General features: G+C 73.6%; 25 protein-coding genes. 13 read left to right on the top strand and 12 right to left on the bottom strand.

Annotated elements, in window-relative coordinates; genetic code table 11:
- Positions 1–123 precede the first annotated feature (123 nt).
- Positions 124–864, top strand: coding sequence for an alpha/beta hydrolase (locus tag ACFWI8_RS28655; protein WP_387097333.1), 741 nt, complete (start codon positions 124–126; stop codon positions 862–864).
- A 34-nt stretch (positions 865–898) separates the two neighbouring features.
- On the opposite strand, the gene ACFWI8_RS28650 is transcribed toward ACFWI8_RS28655, so the two are convergent.
- Positions 899–1405, bottom strand: coding sequence for a GNAT family N-acetyltransferase (locus ACFWI8_RS28650; protein WP_387097330.1), 507 nt, complete (start codon positions 1403–1405; stop codon positions 899–901).
- A 203-nt stretch (positions 1406–1608) separates the two neighbouring features.
- Here ACFWI8_RS28650 and ACFWI8_RS28645 point away from each other — a divergent pair, with 203 nt between their 5' ends.
- Together ACFWI8_RS28645 and ACFWI8_RS28640 are read left to right on the top strand one after the other, a co-directional pair.
- On the top strand, positions 1609–1821 hold the full coding sequence (locus ACFWI8_RS28645; protein WP_387097327.1) for a hypothetical protein: 213 nt from the start codon (positions 1609–1611) through the stop codon (positions 1819–1821).
- Entirely contained in the window at positions 1818–1958 is a 141-nt protein-coding gene (locus tag ACFWI8_RS28640; RefSeq protein ID WP_387097324.1) for a hypothetical protein, read from the top strand. Before ACFWI8_RS28645 ends, ACFWI8_RS28640 begins: the two co-directional genes overlap by 4 nt.
- Before the next feature lies 1 nt (position 1959).
- Here the strand turns inward: ACFWI8_RS28640 and ACFWI8_RS28635 are convergent, their stop codons facing one another.
- From ACFWI8_RS28635 to ACFWI8_RS28600, 8 genes are all read right to left on the bottom strand, one after another.
- On the bottom strand, positions 1960–2463 hold the full coding sequence (locus ACFWI8_RS28635) for a hypothetical protein (RefSeq protein WP_387097321.1): 504 nt from the start codon (positions 2461–2463) through the stop codon (positions 1960–1962).
- Between the two features lie 98 nt (positions 2464–2561).
- Complete coding sequence (locus tag ACFWI8_RS28630) at positions 2562–3788, bottom strand: helix-turn-helix transcriptional regulator (protein ID WP_311598767.1); 1227 nt, start codon at positions 3786–3788, stop codon at positions 2562–2564.
- Positions 3789–3960: 172 nt separating this feature from the next.
- Positions 3961–4737, bottom strand: a complete 777-nt coding sequence (locus ACFWI8_RS28625) for a class I SAM-dependent methyltransferase (protein WP_387097317.1) — start codon at positions 4735–4737, stop codon at positions 3961–3963.
- A 4-nt stretch (positions 4738–4741) separates the two neighbouring features.
- The gene (locus ACFWI8_RS28620; protein WP_387097314.1) at positions 4742–5038 is read right to left on the bottom strand and encodes a DUF6087 family protein; all 297 of its coding nucleotides are present in this window, start codon (positions 5036–5038) and stop codon (positions 4742–4744) included.
- A gap of 145 nt (positions 5039–5183) precedes the next feature.
- A complete protein-coding gene (locus ACFWI8_RS28615) occupies positions 5184–5831 on the bottom strand; it encodes a LysE family translocator (RefSeq protein ID WP_387097311.1) in 648 nt (215 codons plus the stop codon).
- Positions 5832–5861: 30 nt separating this feature from the next.
- Positions 5862–6413, bottom strand: coding sequence for a GNAT family N-acetyltransferase (locus ACFWI8_RS28610; RefSeq protein WP_387097309.1), 552 nt, complete (start codon positions 6411–6413; stop codon positions 5862–5864).
- Positions 6414–6456: 43 nt separating this feature from the next.
- The gene (locus ACFWI8_RS28605; RefSeq protein WP_387097307.1) at positions 6457–6918 is read right to left on the bottom strand and encodes a MarR family winged helix-turn-helix transcriptional regulator; all 462 of its coding nucleotides are present in this window, start codon (positions 6916–6918) and stop codon (positions 6457–6459) included.
- A 94-nt stretch (positions 6919–7012) separates the two neighbouring features.
- Positions 7013–7255, bottom strand: coding sequence for a hypothetical protein (locus ACFWI8_RS28600; protein WP_387097304.1), 243 nt, complete (start codon positions 7253–7255; stop codon positions 7013–7015).
- A gap of 343 nt (positions 7256–7598) precedes the next feature.
- On the opposite strand from ACFWI8_RS28600, the gene ACFWI8_RS28595 reads away from it, so the two are divergent.
- On the top strand, positions 7599–7850 hold the full coding sequence (locus tag ACFWI8_RS28595) for a hypothetical protein (RefSeq protein WP_387097302.1): 252 nt from the start codon (positions 7599–7601) through the stop codon (positions 7848–7850).
- Between the two features lie 27 nt (positions 7851–7877).
- Here the strand turns inward: ACFWI8_RS28595 and ACFWI8_RS28590 are convergent, their stop codons facing one another.
- Positions 7878–9794 carry a nitrate- and nitrite sensing domain-containing protein gene (locus tag ACFWI8_RS28590; protein WP_387097299.1) on the bottom strand — a complete coding sequence of 639 codons (1917 nt, stop codon included), beginning with the start codon at positions 9792–9794 and terminating at the stop codon, positions 7878–7880.
- A 310-nt stretch (positions 9795–10104) separates the two neighbouring features.
- Between ACFWI8_RS28590 and ACFWI8_RS28585 the strand changes: the two genes are divergently transcribed.
- The 3 genes from ACFWI8_RS28585 (at position 10105) to ACFWI8_RS28575 (ending at position 11838) form a co-directional block, all read left to right on the top strand.
- Complete coding sequence (locus ACFWI8_RS28585; RefSeq protein ID WP_387097296.1) at positions 10105–10830, top strand: TetR/AcrR family transcriptional regulator; 726 nt, start codon at positions 10105–10107, stop codon at positions 10828–10830.
- A gap of 11 nt (positions 10831–10841) precedes the next feature.
- A complete protein-coding gene (locus ACFWI8_RS28580) occupies positions 10842–11072 on the top strand; it encodes a hypothetical protein (RefSeq protein WP_387097294.1) in 231 nt (76 codons plus the stop codon).
- A 91-nt stretch (positions 11073–11163) separates the two neighbouring features.
- Positions 11164–11838 carry a hypothetical protein gene (locus ACFWI8_RS28575; RefSeq protein ID WP_387097291.1) on the top strand — a complete coding sequence of 225 codons (675 nt, stop codon included), beginning with the start codon at positions 11164–11166 and terminating at the stop codon, positions 11836–11838.
- Here ACFWI8_RS28575 and ACFWI8_RS28570 read toward each other — a convergent pair.
- Together ACFWI8_RS28570 and ACFWI8_RS28565 are read right to left on the bottom strand one after the other, a co-directional pair.
- Positions 11786–12283: a roadblock/LC7 domain-containing protein gene (locus ACFWI8_RS28570; RefSeq protein ID WP_387097288.1), complete on the bottom strand. Its 498-nt coding sequence runs from the start codon at positions 12281–12283 to the stop codon at positions 11786–11788. The genes ACFWI8_RS28575 and ACFWI8_RS28570 overlap by 53 nt on opposite strands.
- Positions 12280–14574 carry a nitrate- and nitrite sensing domain-containing protein gene (locus ACFWI8_RS28565; protein ID WP_387097286.1) on the bottom strand — a complete coding sequence of 765 codons (2295 nt, stop codon included), beginning with the start codon at positions 14572–14574 and terminating at the stop codon, positions 12280–12282. Before ACFWI8_RS28565 ends, ACFWI8_RS28570 begins: the two co-directional genes overlap by 4 nt.
- Before the next feature lie 391 nt (positions 14575–14965).
- On the opposite strand from ACFWI8_RS28565, the gene ACFWI8_RS28560 reads away from it, so the two are divergent.
- The 6 genes from ACFWI8_RS28560 to ACFWI8_RS28535 all read left to right on the top strand — a co-directional run.
- Positions 14966–15763, top strand: a complete 798-nt coding sequence (locus tag ACFWI8_RS28560; RefSeq protein ID WP_387097283.1) for a hypothetical protein — start codon at positions 14966–14968, stop codon at positions 15761–15763.
- Positions 15764–16024: 261 nt separating this feature from the next.
- Entirely contained in the window at positions 16025–16888 is an 864-nt protein-coding gene (locus tag ACFWI8_RS28555; protein WP_387097281.1) for a lysozyme, read from the top strand.
- A 61-nt stretch (positions 16889–16949) separates the two neighbouring features.
- On the top strand, positions 16950–17684 hold the full coding sequence (locus ACFWI8_RS28550; RefSeq protein WP_387097278.1) for a spermidine synthase: 735 nt from the start codon (positions 16950–16952) through the stop codon (positions 17682–17684).
- Positions 17685–17937: 253 nt separating this feature from the next.
- Positions 17938–18795, top strand: a complete 858-nt coding sequence (locus tag ACFWI8_RS28545) for a response regulator transcription factor (RefSeq protein ID WP_387097275.1) — start codon at positions 17938–17940, stop codon at positions 18793–18795.
- A 5-nt stretch (positions 18796–18800) separates the two neighbouring features.
- Positions 18801–19904, top strand: a complete 1104-nt coding sequence (locus ACFWI8_RS28540; protein WP_387097272.1) for a sensor histidine kinase — start codon at positions 18801–18803, stop codon at positions 19902–19904.
- Positions 19905–20259: 355 nt separating this feature from the next.
- Positions 20260–20522: hypothetical protein (locus ACFWI8_RS28535; RefSeq protein ID WP_387097269.1), on the top strand; the 263-nt coding region annotated here is incomplete at its 3' end.

The raw sequence follows: 20522 nt of genomic DNA, 5'->3' as shown, positions 1-20522 counted from the left end.
GCGAGAGAACGAGGAGGTGGTACCCGTGACCGCGATATCGACATGGGTGCTCCCCTCCGGGGTCACGGTCGGGCGATAGGTCGTCCGGGAGCGCCGTTCAGCGCACTCCCGAAAGGCACGACCATGCCTCTTCACCTCACGTCCGAACAGCGCCTCGACGACGGCGTCCTGGAACGCGAGTTCACCCTCGGCGAGATCCCCGGCATCCTGTGGACGCCCCCGTCCGCGTCCACGCCGGTGCCGCTGATCCTGCTCGGCCACCCCCCGCTCGGACTGCGCCCGATGTACCCCCGCCTGGTGGCACGGGCCCGGCAGGCCGCGGCTGACGGCTTCGCCGCGGCCACCGTCGAGCTCCCCGGCAGCGGCGACCGGCCCCGTCGGGCCGCCGCCGAGCAGGCCCGCGCCGACCTTCGCCGGGCGCTCGAAGCCGGCGAGCGGGTCGGCGACGAGATCGTCGACGCGCTCATCCTGCCGCTCGTCGACCAGGCGGTCCCGGAATGGCAGGCCGCCCTCGATGCCCTCCTGTCGCTGCCGGAGATCGGCGGCCCGGTCGGGTACTCGGGGGGACTGATCTCCATCGGCGTGCGCCTCGCGGTGGTCGAGCCGCGCGTCGTGGCCGCCGGTCTGTTCGCCGGAAGCCTCGTGCCGCGCGCCATCTTCGAGGAGGCCCGCCGGGTCACCATTCCGCTGCACGTCCTGCTGCAGTGGGACGACGAGGGGAACGACCGGCAGGCGGCGCTCGACCTGTTCGACGCCTTCGGCTCCAGGGAGAAGACGCTGGTCGCCAACATGGGCGGGCACACCGGCGTCCCACAGTCCGCGGGGGACGCCGCGGCCCGGTTCTTCACCCGGCACCTGAGCTAGCAGCGACCACCCCCGGCCGGCAGGGCACGGCCTCTCACAGGTCCCGGCGCATACAGGTCCGGGGCCATCGGTCCAGGCCGTGTGCCGCCTCGCGGTCCCGGATCTTCCGCAGGCCGGGGGTGAGGTCGCTGTCGTCCAGGGGATGGAACCCGCAGCGCGCGTAGTAGGGGGCGTTCCACGGGACCTCGGTGAACGTGGTGAGGGTCAGGGCGGGCGCGCCCTCGCTCGCGGCGTGCGCGGCCAACTGGTCGAGCAGCGACCGGCCGACGCCACGGCGCGCGCTGTCCGGGTGCACCGACACCTGCTCGACGTGCAGGTTTCCCTCGACGCGGTCGGCGATCAGGTAGGCGACCGGGGTGTCGGCGTCGTCGACCGCGACCCAGGCGAGCCCGGCGCGGTGGTAGCGGGCGAGTTCGTCGAGCGGCAGCGGCTCGTCCTCGGCGATCTCCGCCATGCCGACATCCCGGAAGCACTGCCCGGCGGCCCTCTCGATGTCCTGCAGCAGCGGCAGTTCGTCCAGGTGCACGGCTCGTATGCGCATGAACGCATTGTCCGGGCTCGGCGGGCTCGCGCCACCGAATAACGGATCCCGAGCGCGGGGCCGGCGCGGAAGCCGACCGATCCCGCCGGGCCGTCGAGAGGGTGTGTGCGCCGAAGTACTTGGAAGTTCCAAGGAAAGGTGTGGGAGGAGGAGGTGACGGGGCGGGCGGTGGCCCGGACCGGGCTACCGGGTAATGGTGCCCCATGACTTCCGCCTTACGACTCGAAGCCGTCGACCGGGACAACGTCGGCGCGGCCTGCGAGCTGGACGTCCGGCCCGATCAGCAGGACCTCGTCGCCCCCGTCGCCGTGTCGCTCGCCGAGGCGTACACCTGCCCCGACGTGGCCTGGCCCCGACTCGTCCACGACGGCGATCGCCTCGTCGGTTTCGTCATAGGCGCGGACAACACCGGGTGACCGTGCTGTGGGTCCCGCGCCCCGGCGGCGCCGAACCGTTCTACCGGGCTCTCGGCTTCCGGCCGACCGGCGAGACCATCGCCGGCCAGGTCGTCGGCGAGCGTTTCCACGACCAGCCACCGCCGCCGGCTCGTTGAGCTACCGCGCCCGGCCCGGCTGCCAGGCGCAGTCGGGCGCGTGGTCCGCGCGATGCTCGACCCGGTGACGGCAGTACGAGCACGTGGCGACGGGAACGGCCGTCGGCGCCTCGCGGCCGGTGACGACGGTGACCACGTCGGCGACCAGCGCGTCGCGCAGCGCGCCGGCGTCGGTCAGGCAGTCGCCACGCGGCGGCAGCAGCCAACGCACCGGTTCCCGCGTCCAGTCGGCCGGCGGCACGCCCACGTAGTGGCCGTGTCCGAGGATCCGCACCGCGCCGAGCGCCCACGCCTCGGCGGCACCCGGCGCGACGAACCACCGGGCCACGCCCGCGCCCTGGTCCTCCACGACCGGCCCGCAGCGCCACGCGAGCCGCGCCATCGCGCCCCAGACCACCGAGCTCGGCGCCTCGGCGACGTCCCACCAACGACCCGCCGGCACGTCACGCACCCCGGCGGACGCGGGCGGGATCCACACGGGCAGCGGAGAGAGGAAGAAAGCCACGCGAGTGAAACTACGAGCTGTAGCCGATCGGCTACAGGCATGGCGCGTGGCCGTCTCGCGCCGCCTGGCCTACCAGGGGAGACACGGAGCATGTCCGCTCACCGCACCCTCAGGAACTCCCCTACCTCCCGCTGCTCCCACGTGAGCGGACGGCGCTTCGCCCGCCGGGCCGCCCGGAAGACGTCTCGCGCCAGCCCTTGGTGCTGGAGCCAGCCGGGGGTCGAGTTCCGCAGCGCCGAGAGGATCCGGAACGCGTCGTCCGCCTGCCGGAGTTGCGTGTGGGCGTGCGCCACGTCGAGCAGGTGTCGGTTCCGGGTGTTCGACGTGAGCGTGAGGGTGGGCGGCAGACGTCGCGCGAGTCCGAGCACCCGCTCCGGGCGGCGGGCCACCGAGTGGTTCTCAATCGCCTGAAGCGCGACGCTGCTCCAGTCGAACCGCCCCCAACTACGCATCTCCGTGGCGGTCCTGCCACCGAGGGCCAGCGCGGCGGTCCGGGCGACGCGCAGCATTTCCCGGGCCTCACCGGGCCTGTTGTTCCGGGCCGCCGCCGAGGAGCCGCGCAGCAGGAGGCGCCCCCAGACGCCGAGTTCGCCGCGCGACGCGCGCGAGATACGGGGCTCTACCTCGTCAGCCGTGGCGACCGAGATCAGTTCCGTCTCGTCGAGCCGCCCCTGACGTAGGAGCATCCACCCCTGCAAATAGACGCCGGCTGCCCCGCGGGCTCGGTCTTCGACGGCCGCCGCGTCTCGCACCGCGTCCCGGAGAGCGATGTGGGCCAGGTCGTACGCGCGAACGGCCGTGAGATACCGGCCGGCCATCAGCAGAACGTCGGCGCGCAGTTCCAGCGCTGCCGCACGGTCGTCCCCGTCGTCGAACCGATCGACCGCGAGGTGCGCGGCCTGAACGAGCGGAGGCAGCAGCTTCCCCAACTCGTCGTAGTCGTCCTGGTAGTACGAGCCCACGACGGAGTCGGCGGCCCGGCGCAGCCGGTCCAGAGCGACCGGCTCGTCGGCATCGGTCAGGCTCAGGCGCCCGCCGATGGTGACCGGCGGCGAGATGGCCTGTCGCAGCGGCATCAACGCCATGGTCCGGTCATCGGCGTGCGGGTCCGCCCCGAGCGCGGGCGGATCGAACAGTTGGCTGGTCCGCAGCCCCAGCGCGCTGGCCAGCGCGTGATAGGTGTCGATCCGGCAGGTGCCGCCCCGCTCGATCTTCTTGACGACGCCGACGCTGAGTCCAGCGCGCTCGGCCAACTGTTCCTGGGTGAGGTTGAGGGCGTCACGAGCCCGCCGCACCCGCCGCCCGATGGCCAGATCCTCGTCCATGACGCATCCCCGTTCGCATGCCGCGCTCGCGAGTCGCTGCCAGCATAGGGCGGGAATTTCCGTTACGTGCCCGCTTCGACCATCACCGGCACCTGCCACGATGGACGCATGCCCACCATCGAGCCCTCCGGCCGTTCCCGCGCCGTTGGCGCGGGACGCTCGGACCCGATCGTCACCGTCGACCGGACGCACGCCGTCGTGGTGGCGCTGCGGCGTGGGCTGTTGCCGCCGCCGTGACGGCGGTGGCCTCGGCGACGAGCAGCGCGCAGCGCACGGTGCCGTCGTCGCGGCGGCCGAGCGCCGTCAGCGGCAGGATCCGCACCGTGAAGCCGGCGGCGGCCAACTCGCGCCGCACGTCGGGGAGTCGGAAGGTGCGGTAGTACATCACGAAGCGCGGGCGCCAGACCGCGTTGCGCAGCCGCATGGCGGCGTCGAAGCCCCACAGGGCCCAGTAGGGCGGGGAGCCGACGCGGGGCGGCGCGGCCATCGGGAAGGCGAAGCGGCCGCCGGGGCGGAGCGTGGCGCGGATGCCGGCGAAGAGCGCGGGGCGTTCGTGCGGCAGGAAGTGGCCGAAGGCGCCGAGGCTGATCGCGAGGTCGAAGGTGGCCGGCGCGAACGGCAGCGCCCGCGCGTCGGCGCGCACCCAGCGCGGCCCTCCGGGGTGTGCGGCGCGCGCCCGGGCGAGCATGCCGGCGCTGAAGTCGACGCCGACCACCCGGTCCACGGCGAGGCGGCGCAGCACGCCGACGCCGGCGCCGGTGCCGCAGCAGACGTCGAGGGCGGCGTCGAACGGGCCGAGCGAGCGCAGCGCGTCGGTCATCGCGTCGAGCACCGGGTCCGGGGTGCGGAACGAGGTGTGGTCGAACTTCGGCGCGAGCAGGTCGTATCCGTGCTCCACCGAGGACAGCGCCTGCGCGGTGAGCTCGCGGACGGTCGGGCCACGCGTCACCGGCTCAACTCCCCTCGCCCCGCTCCTGGGCGGCGCGCCCGTGCCGGCCGACGGCCGGCGGGCAGGGCGTGGGGTCGGTGCCGGCCGTCTCCGGGTAGAGGATCCGCTTGGCCTCGGCCAGGTTGGCGACGACGGCGACGGCCTCCCACTCGTAGCCGTTCCACCGGCTGACGAGGCGGGGCGCCGCCGGGTCCACATGGCCGCCGGCCGGCGGGCCGGGGGTGAGCGTGACCACCCGGTAGCGATCGGCGCGGCGCCGGCTGCGTCGCTCTGCCCAGTCGGACAGCGGCTCCTCTTCCATGCGAACGGTTCTTTCTCTGGCGCGAACGGGGCGGAGTCCCTCCATGACACCACGACCCACCGTCAGGCACCCCCGTCTCGCGGGGAATCGTGACGCACGGCCGCCGCGCACGGGGGGCACGGGGGACGCACGGGGGCGCGGTCGGTCAGTCCGTGCGGCCGGTGGCCGCCACCGTGACGCCGAGACCGATCATCGCGAAGCCGCCGAAACCGCCGATGGCCGAGAGCCGTCGCGGGGAGCGCGCGAACCAGCCGCGGGCCCCGGCGGCGACCAGGCCCCAGACGCTGTCGAGGGTCAGGGCGATGGCGTTGAAGACCAGGCCGAGGAGCAGCATCTGGAGCGTCACGTGGCCCTGTGCCCGGTCGATGAACTGCGGCAGCACGGCGGCGAAGAAGACGATCGTCTTGGGGTTGGTGACGCCGACCACGTACCCCTCCCACAGGGTGCGCAGGCCGCGTCGGGCCGCTGCCCCGTCGCCCTCGGCGGCGAACTCGGCGCGCAACGAGCGACGTTCACGGACGGCCCGGACGCCCAGGTAGACCAGGTACGCGGCACCGGCCAGCTTGAGGGCGGTGAAGACGAGGGCCGAGCGCTCGACGATCGTGCCGACGCCCAGGGCGACGGCGATCACCAGGGTGTAGGCGCCGAGCGTGTTGCCGACGACCGTGGTCAGCGCGGCGCGACGGCCGTGGGCCAGGGCCCGGCCGATCACGAAGAGAACGCTGGGCCCCGGGACGATGATCAGCAGGAAGGACATGGCCGCGAAGGCGAGCAGCCGGTCAGGGGACGTCATCCGGCCATGGAAGCACGGTCGGTGACCGGGTCACAGCCCTTTTCCGCGACGGTGGTCGCGCTCCCAGTCCTCCCGGGTGAGCGCGTACTCGACGTCGCCGTGTTCGGCGCCCTCTGCGGGCTCCGGCCACTCCTCGAAGAAGGTGCGGACATGGCGGAGCCCGGCCTTCTCCAGCACCCGGCGGGAGCGGGTGTTGACGGCCATGGTGGTGGCCAGGATCCGCCGGGCGCCGAGCTCGGTGAAGCCGATCCTGACCAGGGCCCTGGCACCCTCGGTGGCGTAGCCGCGCCCCCAGGCGGCCCGCAGCAGCCGGTAGCCGAGCTCCCGCTCCCCGGGGTCGGCCAGTGCGCGGAGTTCGAACCAGCCGACGAAGGCGCCGCCCGCGAGCTCCTCGGCCGCCCAGTAGCCGGGGCCGAGCAGCCTGGGCAGGGTCACGGTCCGCACGGTCTCGGGGTCGAGCGGGCGGCCGGCGTCGAGGTGGCGCATCACCTCGGGGTCGCCGTCGAGTTCGACCAGCGGGCCGAGGTCGTGGGCGGTGAGGGGGCGGAGGCGCAGCCGCGCGGTGGTGAGGAAGGCGTCCACGCGTCGATCATGGGCGACGGCGCCCGCCCGGGGCCAGGCGTTTTCACCCCTGGGCCAGCGGCTCCTCGCCCACCACCTCGCGCAGCCGGTCGTTGGCCTCCTCCAGGACCGCGAGGGCGATCTCACGGCGCTCGGGGTCGACGGCGCCCATGGTCAGCTCGGCCAGCTCGGCCCAGGTGCGCTCGATGGCGGGGAGCAGCCGGTGCCCGGCCTCGGTGACGACGATGCGGACCTGGCGGCGGTCGGTCGGGACCGGCTCGCGGCGGAACCAGCCGCCGGGTTCGAGGCGGGCCAGGCTGCGGGTGGCGGTGGGCTGCTCGATGCCGAGGGTGGCGGCCAGTCGCGAGACGGTCATGCCGTCGGGCTCCTGGGCCAGGACCCACAGCAGCACGTCCTGCCCGGGGTGCAGGCCGAGGGCCGCGAGACGGCGCGCCTTGGCCGCGCGGTACAGCTGGCTCGTCTTGTTCAGCGCCCGGTTGACGCGCCTCACCTCACTCGCTTCCACGCCTCGATCCTACCTGCACATAGTCGGCTAACAGTTAGTCGACTATGCGGATCGGCTTCCCCGCCGGGCAGGCGTCCCGCTCCGGCGGAAGCGGTCAACGGGTGCCGGAGGAGCGGCGGTTGGCCTCGGCCACCCGGGCGCTCAGCGACTCGCTCAGCGAGACCTGACGCACGTCGCACGGCCGCGCCGTCCACTCCAGGCCGCCCTCCAACGGGCGCAGCCACACCTGGCCGCCCTCGTAGGCCATGACGCGGCCGATCCGGTCGCGCCGCACGTCCCGTGCCATGGCGCCGACCTCCGGCAGCCCGCGCCCTTCCGCCCGGATGTCCTGCTCCATCGCGTCAGCTCCTTCCTGACCGCCGGCCGAGGGCCGGGGCCGGTGCCGGTGCGCCCACAGGAATCACGTCCGAGCGGCGCCGGCGGTTCATTCCGTCTTCCGGGGGAATCGGAAAACCCGCAGGCCGGACGGCACACGGGCGGGCGGAGACCGGCGCGACGGGTCACCGTTGCCGGGATATATCCTGAACTCAACGCCAGAGTCTGGGACTTCCACCGTGAGCCGCCCGGGTGTCGCCCGGATCAGCCGGTCGCGGTCGGACTATCAGGTCACGCTCCGCCCCAGATCGGCTACGCTGCATGACACGCGCCAGGACGAGCGCCAAGCCGCACCGGGGACCCACATGGACGTGACCTACCGCCTCAGGTACGACCCGATGGCGGAGGCTGCCCACGACGCGCTGCCGCCCGACGTCAGCGAGCGGCTGACCCTGGGCATGGCGGGGGCCTGCGAGGACCCGCTGCGGGCCACCGAGCCGTACGGCCACGACGACCCGGTGATGCGGATGGTGGTGACCGAGCAGGCGTTCGCCGTGGTGCTCGCCGGCCACCGCTTCAAGACCATGACGGTCCTGCAGATCAACCACCTGTGCTGAGCGGCGGGCGCTGAGCGGCGGCGCCGGTCAGCGCCGCCTGCCGATCATCCGCGCCGGCGGGGGAGGCTCGGCGTGCGCCGCCCGGCCCGCGGCACGCGGGTGCACGAGGTCGGCGGGCAGCGCCACGTAGGCCGAGACGCCGGCGCCGCGCGCCGCGGCCGTGGTGGGAGCGCTCTGGGTGTGTCGCACTTCCACCTGGACGCCGAGGCGGGCGGCGATGGTGCCGACCACGAAGTGGCCGAGGAACCGGGTGGGGGCCACCAGGAACGAGTCCTCGCCGCGCAGCCGGGCGTTGGCGAGGTCCAGCTCCTCATCGGTCATCCCGTCGCCGCGGTCCACGATGGCCAGGCAGTACTCGGGTCCGTCCCACCAGCCGTAGACCTCCACGAGCCGGCCCTGCGGCGAGGCGGTCAGCGCGTTCTCGATCAACTCCGCGAGCAGGTGCGAGAGTTCGTAGAAGGCGCCGCCGTGCACCGAGCACGGCTCGGCCTCGACGAGGGTGACCCTGCGGTAGTCCTCCACCTCGGAGACCGCCGAGTGGACCACCTCGGCGATCTCGGCGGTGCCGGTCCAGACGCGGGGCGGCAGCTGCTGGCCGGTGAGGATCAGCAGCGAGTCGGCGTTGCGGCGCATCCGGGTGGCCAGGTGGTCGAGCTCGAACAGCTCGCCCAGCGCGTCCGGGTCCAGTTCCTTGCTCTCCAGCGCGGTGATCAGCCGGAGTTGCCGGCGCACCAGGCGCTGGTTGCGGTGCCCGAGGTTGGCCAGCGACTCGGTGCCGTTGCGGCGCAGCACGGTCTGCTGGGCCGCCAGGCCGACGGCGGTGCGCTCCACGTCGTGCAGCGCGGCGGCCAGCCGGGTGACCTCCTCGGCGCCCCCGGCCAGTGTCGGGTCGGGTTCGGGCGGCAGCAGGTGCTCCGCCTCCTCCGGCTCGGCCTCCTGGATGGAGCGGACGGTCTCCGGGAGCCGGTGCCCGGCCACGGTCTCGGCCTGCCGGGTGAGCTCGTCCAGCGGGCGGGCGATGGAGCGGGCGGCGAGCACCGCGAGCCCCACGGCCACGCCGAGGATCAGCAGGCCCAGGGCGACGAAGCCGGCGAGCTGCCGGGTGGCGGCGGCGCTGAGCCGGTCGGCGCGCTCGGCGACGTCCTCCCCCACCTGCCGCTGCGTCTCGTGCAGCCCGTCGGTGAGCGCCGTGCTCGCGGTCCACCAGTCGTCGGCCTGGGCGTCGAGCGGGGAGCCGTCGGCGCCGGCGTCGGCCAGCTGTTCGAAGGTGGCGACCCGCGTCGCGTCCTCGGTCTCGAACGCCGCGTCGAGCGCGGCCCGTTGCTCGGCGGTCGCCACCTGCTCGTAGCCGCGCAGCGCGGACTCGCGGGCGGCCCTGGCGCCGGCGAACTCCACGTACTGGCCCTCGGTGAACCGGCCGGCCACGAACACGCCGTTCATCAGACCGCGTTCCTCGGCCAGCGCCTCGGTGGCGCCGGCCAGCTCCTGCAACGCGGCCATGCCGTCGCCGAGGAGCCGGTCGCCGTGGTTCGAGCCCTCGGCGAGCTGGGCGTCGTTCAACTCGGCCATGGCGGTGGCGAAGAAGCCGAGTGCCTCCTCGCGGTCGATCGACTCGTCGTCCACTCCCTCGCGGACGGCGGGGAGTTGGTCGAGCGAGCCCAGCGCGTCCTCGAAGGCGGAAGCCGAGTCGCGGTCGACGCGGCGTTGCAGTTCGGCGTGGATGGCGTCCACCCGTCGCCTGGTGTCGGCCAGTTCCGGCCGGTAGCGACCGGCGCCGCCGAGCAGTCCGCTGGTGAGTCCGTGTTCGCGTTGCAGCTCGCGGACCAGGTTCTGGGTGTCGAGGGCGAGTTGGACCCGCTCCCCGCTCTCCCGCGCCGCCGACCAGTCCTCCGCCCGGTCCCCCACCGCGATCCCGGTGAGCACGAGCAGCAGGGACGTGGGCACGGCGAGCACGATGGCCACCCGGCCGCGGATGGTGCTCCAGCGCGGCAGCCAGCCGGTCAGGACCCGCCTCCCGGGCGGCCGCCCGGACCGTCGTCCGGGCCCTCGCCGCGTACTCGACACACGCGTCATAGCCACACAGCACAGCGTCACGTGGTTACCGAAGGCTCCGATACCCGTGGCCGCGAAGTGAACAAGTGGCGTGAATCGGGCCCTCGGCGGGCGCGAAGGGGACGGGTTCGAGCCCCACGTCATCCGGACAGTGACGCTCCGGTTCACCCTCGGACCGGCCCGGGCCGTTACCCTTCAGCTCATGAGCAGCCGCCCCGACCCGCCCGGTCCGGCCTACCGCAGACTGAGCGTGGAGGAGCGCCGTGGCCAGCTGATCGCCACGGCGCAGGCGCTGTTCGCGCGCAGCGTGCCGGAGGAGGTCTCGCTGGACGACGTGGCCCGCGAGGCCGGGGTCTCCCGGCCGCTGGTCTACCGCTACTTCCCCGGCGGCAAGCAGCAGTTGTACGAGGCGGCGCTGAGCAGCGCGGCCGAACAGCTCGAACTGTGCTTCGCGGTGGCCGAGTCGGGCGCGCTGAGCCAGCGTCTGGCGGCCGGCCTCGACCGCTACCTGGCCTTCGTCGACGGCCACGGCGAGGGCTTCACCGCGCTGCTCAAGGGCGGCAGCGTGGTGGAGACCAACCGCACCACGGCCATCGTCGACCGGGTGCGCCGAGCGGCGGCCGCCCAGGTGCTGCGGCACATGCGGGTGCCGGAGCCCAGCCCGCCGCTGCGGCTCGTCGTACGCACCTGGATAACCACCGTCGAGGCCGCCTCGCTGATCTGGCTCGACGAGGAGAAGGAACTGCCGCTCGACCGGCTGCGCGACTGGCTGGTGGACCAGTTCGTGGCCCAGCTGGTGGTCACCGCGGGGCGGGACAAGCCCACGGCGCGCTTCCTGCGCGCCGCCGCCGAGCTGGAGGAACCGGGCGGCCGGATCGACCAGTTGTTCGAGCGGACCATCGCGATGATGACGCCCGCGGGCGCCTGACGGGCGGCGGCATGCGGAGCGAACACACGCCCTTCGTCGGCGGGCCACTCGACGGCCGGACGCTGCCGGTGCTCGTCGGGCCCACGGGCAAGCCGCCACGCGTCTACCGGGTGCCGGTGCCGGGCGACGAGGTGCATCCCGACCGGGTCTACGTCTACCGTCTTGAGCCGATCGGGCACAGCAGGCTGCTGCGGCTGCCGCGCGGCTGGCAGTACGTCTATGACCCGGACGCCGGAGACTGACCACCCCTTCGGACCCGCTCGGCGCGCGCCGGCCGCGCGGCCGTGCGCACCATGCGCGTGACCACTGCGCGAGCGGCACGGAGGTGCGCCCTTGACCCGACAGCGCCGATGGGCGGCGGCCCTGGCCGTGCTGGCCCTCACCGCCGTCCCGGTGCGTCCGGCGGCCGCCGAGCGCTCACCGCAGGAGGAGTTGCGCGCCCTGTACCGGGAGACCGGGGAGGCGACCCGGGCCCATGAGGAGGCCGTCGCCCGGCTGGCCGAGCGGCGGGACGAGGCCCGGCGCCTGGAGGAACGGCTGGCGGCGACCCGCTCCGACCTGGCCGCCGCCCGGGAGGCGGCCGGCCGCGTCGCCCGCGCCCAGTACCGCGGCGGCCTCCAACTGCCGCCCGCGCTCGCTCTGTTGCTCGGCGAGGACCCGGGGCAGGCGCTGCACGACCAGACGGTGGCGGCCCGGGCTGCGGCGGCCCGGGCCGCCGAGATCGACCGTCTCGACTCGGGCGAGCGGGCCGCCGACGAGCTGGCCACGGCGGCCCGGGCGGCCCTCGACGCGGAGCTGGCCGCCGCCGAGGAGGAACGCCGCCGGCGCGACGACCTGCACCGCCGCCTCGACGAACTGGCCGCCCTGACGGCCGGCCTCACCCCGGAGGACCTGACCGAGCTGGCACCACCTCAGACGACGGAGCAGGCCGGGGGGCCGGCCGAACCGCCGGAGGCTAGCGGGGTCTCGGCGTCGCCTGGCGCAGTTCGGCCCGCAGCTCGGGGGTGAGCAGGTGGCCGGCCCGGCCGACGAAGAGCGCCATGTGGTAGGTCACCACACCCATGTCGGCCTCTGGGTCGGTGTAGACGCCGAGCAGCGAGCCGTCGCTGATGGACATGACCAGCAGGCTGCCCTCCGCCATGGCCACCAGCGTCTGCCGCACCTGGCCGCCGTCCATCAGCGCGGCCGCGCCGTTGGTGAGGCTGCCGAGCCCGGAGACCACGGTGGCCAGGTCGGCCGCCGCACCCAGCGGCCCGGTCAGCGACCGGCGGCGCCGACCGCTCCCCGCCGGGTCCCCCGGGGGCTCGGAGGACAGCAGGGGCAGTCCGTCGGCGGAGACCACGGCGACCGAGAGCACCCCGGGCACCTCCTCCACCAGTCGGGTGAGCATCCAGCGCAGGTCCTGCCCTCCACTGCGGCTGGCGCCCGGCGGGACCTGGATCTGCGAGGTCATGACGGCATCTCCTCTCCGGTCGCTGCGGAGCCACGGAAGTCTCCCGGATAGCCACCCGCGGCCTGGGCCGCGTCCCGGTGGCCGTCACGCGCGCCACGCTGGAAGCCGCCGAGCCGACGACGCAGCTCCTCGGGGTCGACGGCCGGGGTCCGGCCGCCGTTGGGGTCGTCGAAGGGGGTCGGCACGCCCCTGGTGCGCCGCGGCAGGCCGCTGTCGGTGATGGCGTGCGCCGGCGGCGGCTGCGGCTGGAACCTGGGCGCGGTGTCCGCGGCGTGCGCGTGCTCGGTGTGCTCCGCCGCGCGCGCGTACTCGGCGGTCCTGGCGTCGGGGATGGGCACGGGCCCGGTGCCCCCCGGCTCGCGGACCGGCAGTGTGGGCGCTGTGCCGTGGCTCGGGTAGGGCTCGGTGACGTCCTCGACGAGGCGGGCCGGCACCGCGACCTCGGCGACCGTGCCGCCCGTCGGTCGGGCCCGCAGCCAGCAGCGGAGGCCGTGCCTGGCGGCCAGCCGGGCCACGGTGTAGAGGCCCATGCCGATGCCCATGCCGGCCTCGGGGACCGAGGCGGCGCCGGGGGGCGGGGTGACCGGGTCGGCGATCCTGGCGTTGAGCTCGGCGAGCCGCTCCTGGCTCAGGCCGAGGCCCTCGTCCTCGACGGTCATCAGCAACTCGCCGTCCGCCCAGCGGCCGGTGAGCCTGACCCGGGCGCCGGTCGGCGAGTAGGCGGTGGCGTTGTCGAGCAGTTCGGCCAGCAGGTGGCTGAGGTCGCGGGCCGCGACCCCGGTGATCCACACCGGCGGCGGCGCGGGCGCCGTCTCCACCAGCTCGTAGCGCTCTATCTCGCTGACGGCGGCGCGGGCCACGTCGATCAGCGGCATCGGCTCGTTGAGCTGCTGCGGGGGCTCGGCGCCGGCCAGCAGCAGCAGGTTCTCGCCGTGCCTGCGCATCCGGGCGGCGAGGTGGTCGACGGTGAACAGCACCGCGAGCCGGTCCGGGTCGGTCTCCTGCGACTCCAGGCCCTCGATGACGGCCAGTTGCTCGCCGGTGAGGATCAGCAGCCGCTGCGCGTGGTGCGCGAACATGCCGTGCACCGCGCCGTGCAGCGCCGCGAGCCTGGCGTGCAGTTCGTTCTGCTCGGCGAGCAGCCGGTCGCGCTCGGCGCGCAGCCCGCCGGTGTCCTGGGCGATCTCGGCGGCCTGCTGGGCGGCCTCGGTCGCGTGCTGGTGCAGGCTGAGGGCACGGGCGTGCAGCGCGTTGACGGAGGCGACGACCTCGGCGAACTCGTCGTTGCGCCCCGAGTACTTGACGGGCTCCTGCCCGGTGGGGTCGGCGGCGACCCGGCTGCTGCCGAGGCGGACGGCGGCCAGCGGGCGGGTGAGGGAGCGCGCGGTCCCCACGCTCACGCCGATCCCGAGGACCAGCGCCACCAGCAGGACGCCGCCGGCGAACGTGAGCTCCTGCACCTCGCCGTCGCGCAGGCTCCGCACCCGGTCGGTGTGCTCGTCGGCGAGGTCGGTGAGCACGCCCCGCTGGAGCCGGGTGCGGTCCAGCAGCGTGTCGTGGACCTGGCTCTCGTCCAGCGCGTGGTCCTCGGGCGAGAGCACGGGCGCGTCGGTGAGGACGAGCAGCAGCCCGGCGGCGGCCTCGGCGCCGCCGCCGGTGAGGGCGTGCTCGTAGGCGCCAGCGGCCCGGGGGCCGGCCGTGGCGGTGAAGTCGGCGAGGGCGGCCTCCTCGCGCACCCGCTGCCGCTGGGCGAGGGTGGTGAGCTCGCGCTGCTCGCCGGGTCCTGCGAGGGCGGCGAGCAGCAGGCCGCGGGTGGCGGACGAGGCGTCCACGGCGCGGGCCAGGTCGGGCAGCGCGTCGGCGGCGGGGTCGTCGGCGTCCTGGGGGGCGGCGTCGACGGTGTCGCGCAGGAAGCCGTCGAGGGCCTGGACGATGGCGGTGTAGGCGTCGAAGGTCGCCAGTGGCGTCGCCTCGGCGGAGTGGGCGAACTCGCGGGCCGCCGGCAGGCCGGCGAGCGCGGCGCCGGTCTCCTGGTCGAGGGAACCGCCGAGGCCGGCGGCCGCGTCGTCGACATGGGCCAGCTCGTCCTCGCCGCGGGCCGCGCCCGGGTTGCCGGCGGCGACGGCCGCGACCAGCGCGTCACGCTCGTCGGCGACCAGGTGGGAGAGGGTGACGACCTCCTCGGCGACCTGGGAGCGCTCGTGCAGCCGCCGGGCCTCGTCGTAGTCCTCCGCGGTGCCGAGCATGGCGGGAGCACCGGCACCGAGCACCGCGACACCCGTGAGGAGCACACCGACCACCAGCCGGGTACGCACTCTCGCCCGCCGCCGCGCCGCACGCGTCCGGGTACCTGACGGTGCGGAGTGGGACGGGTCGGCGGGGTCGTGCAGTGTGGTCTTCCGCACCTGTGCTCGCATTCTCGTCACTTTGGGCACCGAACGTTGCCAGCGCCGACCGGGCAGAAGAGCGGTGTCCGCCCGGTCTTACCCGAAGGAGTGAACCTTACGGGGGAGTTGGCGGACAAGCCGACGTCGGAACCCGGCCTGCTCAGGGCCCCGATTCGACTGGAATTCCGCCGCGTCTCCTGGCAAGATCCCCTGTCCCCGCGTCAATACCCGCTGTTATACCCGCCGTTATCCCCACAATCACTGACATATCCCAGCCTACGGCAGACTGGTCGCCATGCGCATCCAGTCCGCTACCGAACCGGGCACCCCCGGCCTGCCAGACGAGGACTACGTGGCCGCGGCGACGCCCGCCTCGGGCGCGGGCGGCGCCCTCGTGCTGCTGGACGGCGTGACGGCGCCGACCGAGCCCGTCGGCTGCCGGCACAGCGTCGCATGGTTCTCGTCGAGGCTCGGCGGGGCGCTGCTCGAACTGCTCGGCTCGCGGGCCGAGATGTCGCCCGCCTCCTGCCTGGCCGAGGCCATCGACCGGACGGCCGACGCACACCGCGAGACGTGTGACCTTTCTCACCGCCGCACCCCGCAGGCCACCGTCGTCTGCGCCCGTTGGACGGCCGAGACCGTCGAGTACCTGGTGCTTTCCGACTCCGCGCTGCTGATCGAGGACCAGGAGGGTGAGGTCCACCCGGTACTTGACACGCGCCTCGACGATCTCCGGCCGGCGGCGCTGAGGTTGCCGCGCGGCGAGCGGGCGGCCTTCGTCGAGGGCCTGCGCAACATGCCGGGCGGCTTCTTCACGGCGGCGGCCGATCCGGCGGTGGCCGAGCTCGCCGTCACCGGCGCGCTGCCCCGGAGCCGGGTGCGCTCGCTGGTGGCCCTCAGCGACGGACTCGGCCGCTGGGTCGAGACGTTCGGCCTCGGCAACTGGGCCGACCTGTTCTCGGTACTGATCGCGGACGGGCCGCAGGCGGCCATCAGGCAGGTGCGGGAGGCCGAGGCCGCCGACCCGGCGGGCACGACGTACCCGCGCGGCAAGACGCACGACGACGCTTCGGTGTTGCTCGCCGAGCTCTGATCCCGGCGCACCACCCGAGGCTCCGCGCGGAGGAAACCACGGGGGTCCCGGGGAGTTTTCACGCCTGAAAGTTGAGGACCGGTCAGCCGCCCTGGCAGATCCGTTCGCGATCGCCACCGGGGTAGACCAACGGCGTGACCGGTGCCCTCTTCCGCCTCACCAAGCACTCCCATTACCTTCACGATTGACGTGATCACACCATGTGAGCGCGACGAGCTGCTTCGCCCACCCCCACACCTCACGGCTCGAAAGGCTCGGCCCATGCTTGGTTCCGGTAGGTCAAGAACGCGTCCCGGCGCCCGCCGCCGCGGCATACCCGCCCTGCTCTCCACGGTCGTCGCCACCCTGGCGCTGCTGATCGCCACCCCCAACGCCGCGACCGCGGCCGAGGCCGGCGAGCGCGGCGAGCCGGCCGTCGGCTCCGCCTACCTCGGCTCCGAGATCCTCGAGCACGAGGGCGGCCAACGTGTCACCGAGGACACGATCGTCACCCCGCTCGCCACGGTCGAGGGCGTGGACGTCTCCAGCCACCAGGGCAACGTCGCCTGGAGCACGCTGTGGAACGCCGGCAACCGGTTCGCCTACGTCAAGGCGACCGAGGGCACCTCGTACCGGAACCCGTACTTCGCGCAGCAGTACAACGGCTCCTACAACGTGGGCATGATCCGCGGCGCCTACCACTTCGCGCTGCCCAACAACTCCAGCGGCGCCGCCCAGGCCAACTACTTCGTCGACAACGGCGGCGGCTGGTCCCGGGACGGCAGGACCCTGCCGGGCGTGGTGGACATGGAGTACAACCCCTACGGCGCCACCTGCTACGGGCTGAGCCAGTCCGCGATGGTCAACTGGATCCGGGACTTCGCCAACACCTACCGCGCCCGCACCGGTCGCGACGTGGTGATCTACACCTCCACCAGCTGGTGGACCACCTGCACCGGCAACTCCAGCGCCTTCGGCTCGACCAACCCGCTGTGGGTCGCCCGCTACGCCTCCTCGCCCGGCACCCTGCCGGCCGGCTGGGGCTTCTACACCTTCTGGCAGTACACCTCGACCGGTCCGACCGTTGGCGATCACAACGTCTTCAACGGCGCCATGGACCGGCTGCAGGCGCTCGCCAACGGCTGACGCCACCGCCGGAGCGAACCACCGCGAACGTGCGAAGGGGGCCATGCGCGATGATGGGCGCATGGCCCCCGCTCCGTTCCCCAACCCAGCTCCCCCCGCCGAGGACGGCCGGCCGGTCGTCCTCGACCGCAGGGAAGGGCCGTTCGGCGAGGTGGTGTTGCGCCGCCACGGCGCGCTGCTCCAGATCGTCGCCAACGGCTGCTTCCTGATGGACACCTCGGACGGCCGCTCGGAACGCCTGCTGGTCACCGAGGCGTTCGCGGCCCTGGCCGGTGGGGGACCGGCCGGCGCGCCACCCGAGGTGCTGATCGGCGGCCTCGGCGTCGGCTTCTCGCTGGTCGCCGCGGCCACCGAGCCGGGCTGGGGCCGCATCACCGTGCTGGAGCGGGAGGCGGCCATCATCGACTGGCACCGGGCGGGCCCGCTCGGCGAGTTGACCGCGGGCGCGCTCGCCGACCCCAGGGTGCGGCTGGTCCACGACGACCTGCTGGCCCACCTGCGCGGCGTCCACGCCGGGTACGACGCGTTGTGCCTGGACATCGACAACGGTCCCGACTGGACGGTGACCGAGGACAACGACGGCCTCTACTCCCCCGCCGGGCTCGCGGCCTGCCGCGCCGCGCTCCGCCCGGGCGGGCTGCTGGTCGTCTGGTCGGCACACGGCTCCGAGCGTTTTGTGGAGAATCTACGGAAGGCCGGTTTCGCCAACGTTCGCACCAGAGAAGTCCCGGTTGCCCGAGGCGTTCCCGACGTGCTGTTTCTCGCCAGCCACCATCTCGCCAGGCAGTCCGCGTAGCCGCGGCCTTCCCATCGGGCCTACGCTGCTGCCCAGTGCCTACCAGCACCTTCACAGTCTCTGTGCAATCAGCACAGTCGCGCGGACCGCCACGACCGTTGGTCCACCCCGTACTTCGAAGCACACCCCGAAGCACACCGAAGCACACCGCAGAAATTCAGCAAAGAGCACAGCAAGAGAGCACAGCCAGCCGACTGGCACCACGATCCCGGGGGCGGGATAGATGAATCAGACGGACACCAGGACTCAGCCGATGGACCACACCCATCAGGAGAAGACACCCAAGCTCAACGGCCTGGGCGGGACCTCCGCCCCGCCGGAGCCGGCAGGACAGGAGCGCACCGGGCACCACAACTCCACCGCGACCACCCCAGGGGCGCAGCGCCGGGTCCTCGTCGTCGAGGACGACCCGACCATCGTCGAGGCGATCGCCGCCCGGCTGCGTGCCGAGGGCTTCCTCGTGCAGACCGCGGCGGACGGCCCGGCGGCCGTCGAGACCGCCGCCGCCTGGCACCCCGACCTGCTCATCCTCGACGTGATGCTGCCCGGCTTCGACGGGCTCGAGGTCTGCCGCCGGGTGCAGGCGCAGCGCCCCGTGCCGGTGCTGATGCTGACCGCGCGGGACGACGAGACGGACATGCTGGTCGGCCTCGGGGTCGGCGCCGACGACTACATGACCAAGCCGTTCTCCATGCGCGAGCTGGTCGCCAGGTCGCACGTGCTGCTGCGCCGCATCGAGCGCGCGGCGGTGGCCGCGACCACGCCCCGGCCGGGGAGCGTGCGCCTCGGCGACCTGGAGATCGACCGCACCCAGCGGCGGGTCCGCGCGGCCGGCAAGGACATCCACCTCACGCCGACCGAGTTCGACCTGCTGATGTGCCTGGCCCGTTCGCCGCGCGCCGTGCTCACCAGGGAGCAGTTGCTGGCCGAGGTCTGGGACTGGGCCGACGCCTCGGGCACCAGAACGGTGGACAGCCACGTCAAGGCGCTGCGCAGGAAGATCGGCGCCGAGCGGATCCGCACCGTGCACGGCGTCGGCTACGCGCTGGAGACGCCGCCCGGCTTCGCCGGTGAACCGGCGGCCAGGAGCCAGGGCGGATCCGAGGTCTGAGCCGCGTGTCCGTCCTGTCCGACCTGGTCAGACGCCCGGTCTGGCGGCGGGCCTGGCCCGCCGTGTGGCGGCTGCTGCGCCCGATCGACCCGATGCGCTCCGTGAAGGCGGCGCTCGGCTGGCTGGTGATCATCTCGGTCGCCATCACGACCCTGCTGATCCTGGTGGCCTACCGCTCGGACCTGGGGCTCCAGCTGATCGCCATCTTCGCGATCATCGCCTCGCTGCTGGTCACGCAGTTCGTGGCGCACAACCTGGCGACCCCGGTGCTGGAGATGACGTCCGCGTCCCGGGCCATGGCGCGGGGCGAGTACGGCCGGCGGGTGACCGTCACCCGTCGGGACGAGCTGGGCGACCTCGCGCACGCGTTCAACCGGATGGCCGCCGACCTCCAGGCGGCCGACCGGCACCGCAAGGAGCTGGTCGCCAACGTCTCCCACGAGCTGCGCACCCCCATCGCGGGGCTGCGCGCCGTGCTGGAGAACGTGGTGGACGGCGTCTCCGAGGCGGATCCGAAGACCATGGCCACCGCGCTGCGGCAGACCGAGCGTCTTGGCCGGCTCGTGGAGCAGCTGCTCGACCTGTCACGCCTGGAGAACGGTGTGGTGCCGCTGCAGGCCGGCTTCTTCCAGGTCGAGCCGTATCTCACGGCCGTGCTGGGCGACGCCCAGGTGGCCCAGAAGCGCGGCAACGGGCGCACCGACGTGCGGCTGCGGCTCGACGTGACGCCGGTCGGCCTGCGGGCGCACGCCGACCGCGAGCGGCTCGACCAGGTGGTCACCAATCTGGTGGACAACGCGGTCAAGCACAGCCCGCCCGGCGGCCAGGTCACCGTGGTGGCGCGCCCCGGGCAGCTGCCGGGCGGCCTGGTGCTCGAGGTGCTCGACGAGGGTCCCGGGATCCCGCCGGAGCAGCGCGAGCTGGTCTTCGAGCGCTTCGGCCGGGGCACGATCGACGGCGTCACTCCGAGTGACGGCGGGACCGGTCTCGGGCTCGCGATCGCCCGCTGGGCGGTGGATCTGCACGGCGGGACCATCGCGGTGGCCGAATCCCGACGGGGTTGCCGGATCCGGCTCACGCTCCCAGGTAACGCGAAGGCAAACAGTTGACGTAGAGTCGGTCCGGATACCTGCCCCCAGGCCTGGCGGCCTGGGAGGTGCCCCCACGCCGGGCGCTCCGGCGCCGACGGCTGCCCGCACGTGTCGGGCGCCGCGCGCCGGCATCGACGCAGCTCGGGTGCGGGGGCCGGCCGGCCGCCACGGTGCCGTGGTCAGGCTTTGCCTTTTCGTTGCCTCTTTGAGCCGAACTTGGTGCCGTTCCCGAGGATTCAGCCGCTGAAACCCCATCCGGAATGTGGCGTAGGCCACGTCTGAGCTGTGAGGACTGCGCCTGACGGTGGTTGGGGCGTAGCCTTGTTTTCCGCTGTCCAATCACCTTGCGAAGCGGAAGAGGGCGGTTGCCGCCGTGTCGCCACAGTCTCCGAACACCTCCAGCGTCGACACCGACCAAGCAGCAGGGAAGAACCCTGCGGCTGGCTTCGGTGCAAACGAGTGGCTCGTCGACGAGATCTACCAGCAGTACCTCCAGGACCCGAACTCGGTCGACCGTGCCTGGTGGGACTTTTTCGCCGACTACAAGCCGGGCACGGATGGTGCGGCGGCGGCCAGGCCGGCCGTGAGCACGCCGGCCGCCGCGGCGCCCGCCACCGCGCCGGCGGCCCCGCAGGC

The organism is Streptomyces sp. NPDC127098 (assembly GCF_042722465.1).
In the GTDB taxonomy this organism is placed as follows: domain Bacteria; phylum Actinomycetota; class Actinomycetes; order Streptomycetales; family Streptomycetaceae; genus Streptomyces; species Streptomyces millisiae.
Note: the sequence above shows the minus strand (reverse complement) of the source record. Positions and strands in the feature narration are given on the sequence as shown.

Excerpts from the sequence above, each read along its gene's own strand:
- ACFWI8_RS28655 (WP_387097333.1), top strand. The coding sequence starts at position 124 with ATGCCTCTTCACCTCACGTCCGAACAGCGCCTCGACGACGGCGTCCTG.
- ACFWI8_RS28650 (WP_387097330.1), bottom strand. The coding sequence starts at position 1,405 with ATGCGCATACGAGCCGTGCACCTGGACGAACTGCCGCTGCTGCAGGAC.
- ACFWI8_RS28645 (WP_387097327.1), top strand. The coding sequence starts at position 1,609 with ATGACTTCCGCCTTACGACTCGAAGCCGTCGACCGGGACAACGTCGGC.
- ACFWI8_RS28630 (WP_311598767.1), bottom strand. The coding sequence starts at position 3,788 with ATGGACGAGGATCTGGCCATCGGGCGGCGGGTGCGGCGGGCTCGTGAC.
- ACFWI8_RS28620 (WP_387097314.1), bottom strand. The coding sequence starts at position 5,038 with ATGGAAGAGGAGCCGCTGTCCGACTGGGCAGAGCGACGCAGCCGGCGC.
- ACFWI8_RS28615 (WP_387097311.1), bottom strand. The coding sequence starts at position 5,831 with ATGACGTCCCCTGACCGGCTGCTCGCCTTCGCGGCCATGTCCTTCCTG.
- ACFWI8_RS28600 (WP_387097304.1), bottom strand. The coding sequence starts at position 7,255 with ATGGAGCAGGACATCCGGGCGGAAGGGCGCGGGCTGCCGGAGGTCGGC.
- ACFWI8_RS28595 (WP_387097302.1), top strand. The coding sequence starts at position 7,599 with ATGGACGTGACCTACCGCCTCAGGTACGACCCGATGGCGGAGGCTGCC.
- ACFWI8_RS28585 (WP_387097296.1), top strand. The coding sequence starts at position 10,105 with ATGAGCAGCCGCCCCGACCCGCCCGGTCCGGCCTACCGCAGACTGAGC.
- ACFWI8_RS28580 (WP_387097294.1), top strand. The coding sequence starts at position 10,842 with ATGCGGAGCGAACACACGCCCTTCGTCGGCGGGCCACTCGACGGCCGG.
- ACFWI8_RS28570 (WP_387097288.1), bottom strand. The coding sequence starts at position 12,283 with ATGACCTCGCAGATCCAGGTCCCGCCGGGCGCCAGCCGCAGTGGAGGG.
- ACFWI8_RS28560 (WP_387097283.1), top strand. The coding sequence starts at position 14,966 with ATGCGCATCCAGTCCGCTACCGAACCGGGCACCCCCGGCCTGCCAGAC.
- ACFWI8_RS28555 (WP_387097281.1), top strand. The coding sequence starts at position 16,025 with ATGCTTGGTTCCGGTAGGTCAAGAACGCGTCCCGGCGCCCGCCGCCGC.
- ACFWI8_RS28550 (WP_387097278.1), top strand. The coding sequence starts at position 16,950 with ATGGCCCCCGCTCCGTTCCCCAACCCAGCTCCCCCCGCCGAGGACGGC.
- ACFWI8_RS28545 (WP_387097275.1), top strand. The coding sequence starts at position 17,938 with ATGGACCACACCCATCAGGAGAAGACACCCAAGCTCAACGGCCTGGGC.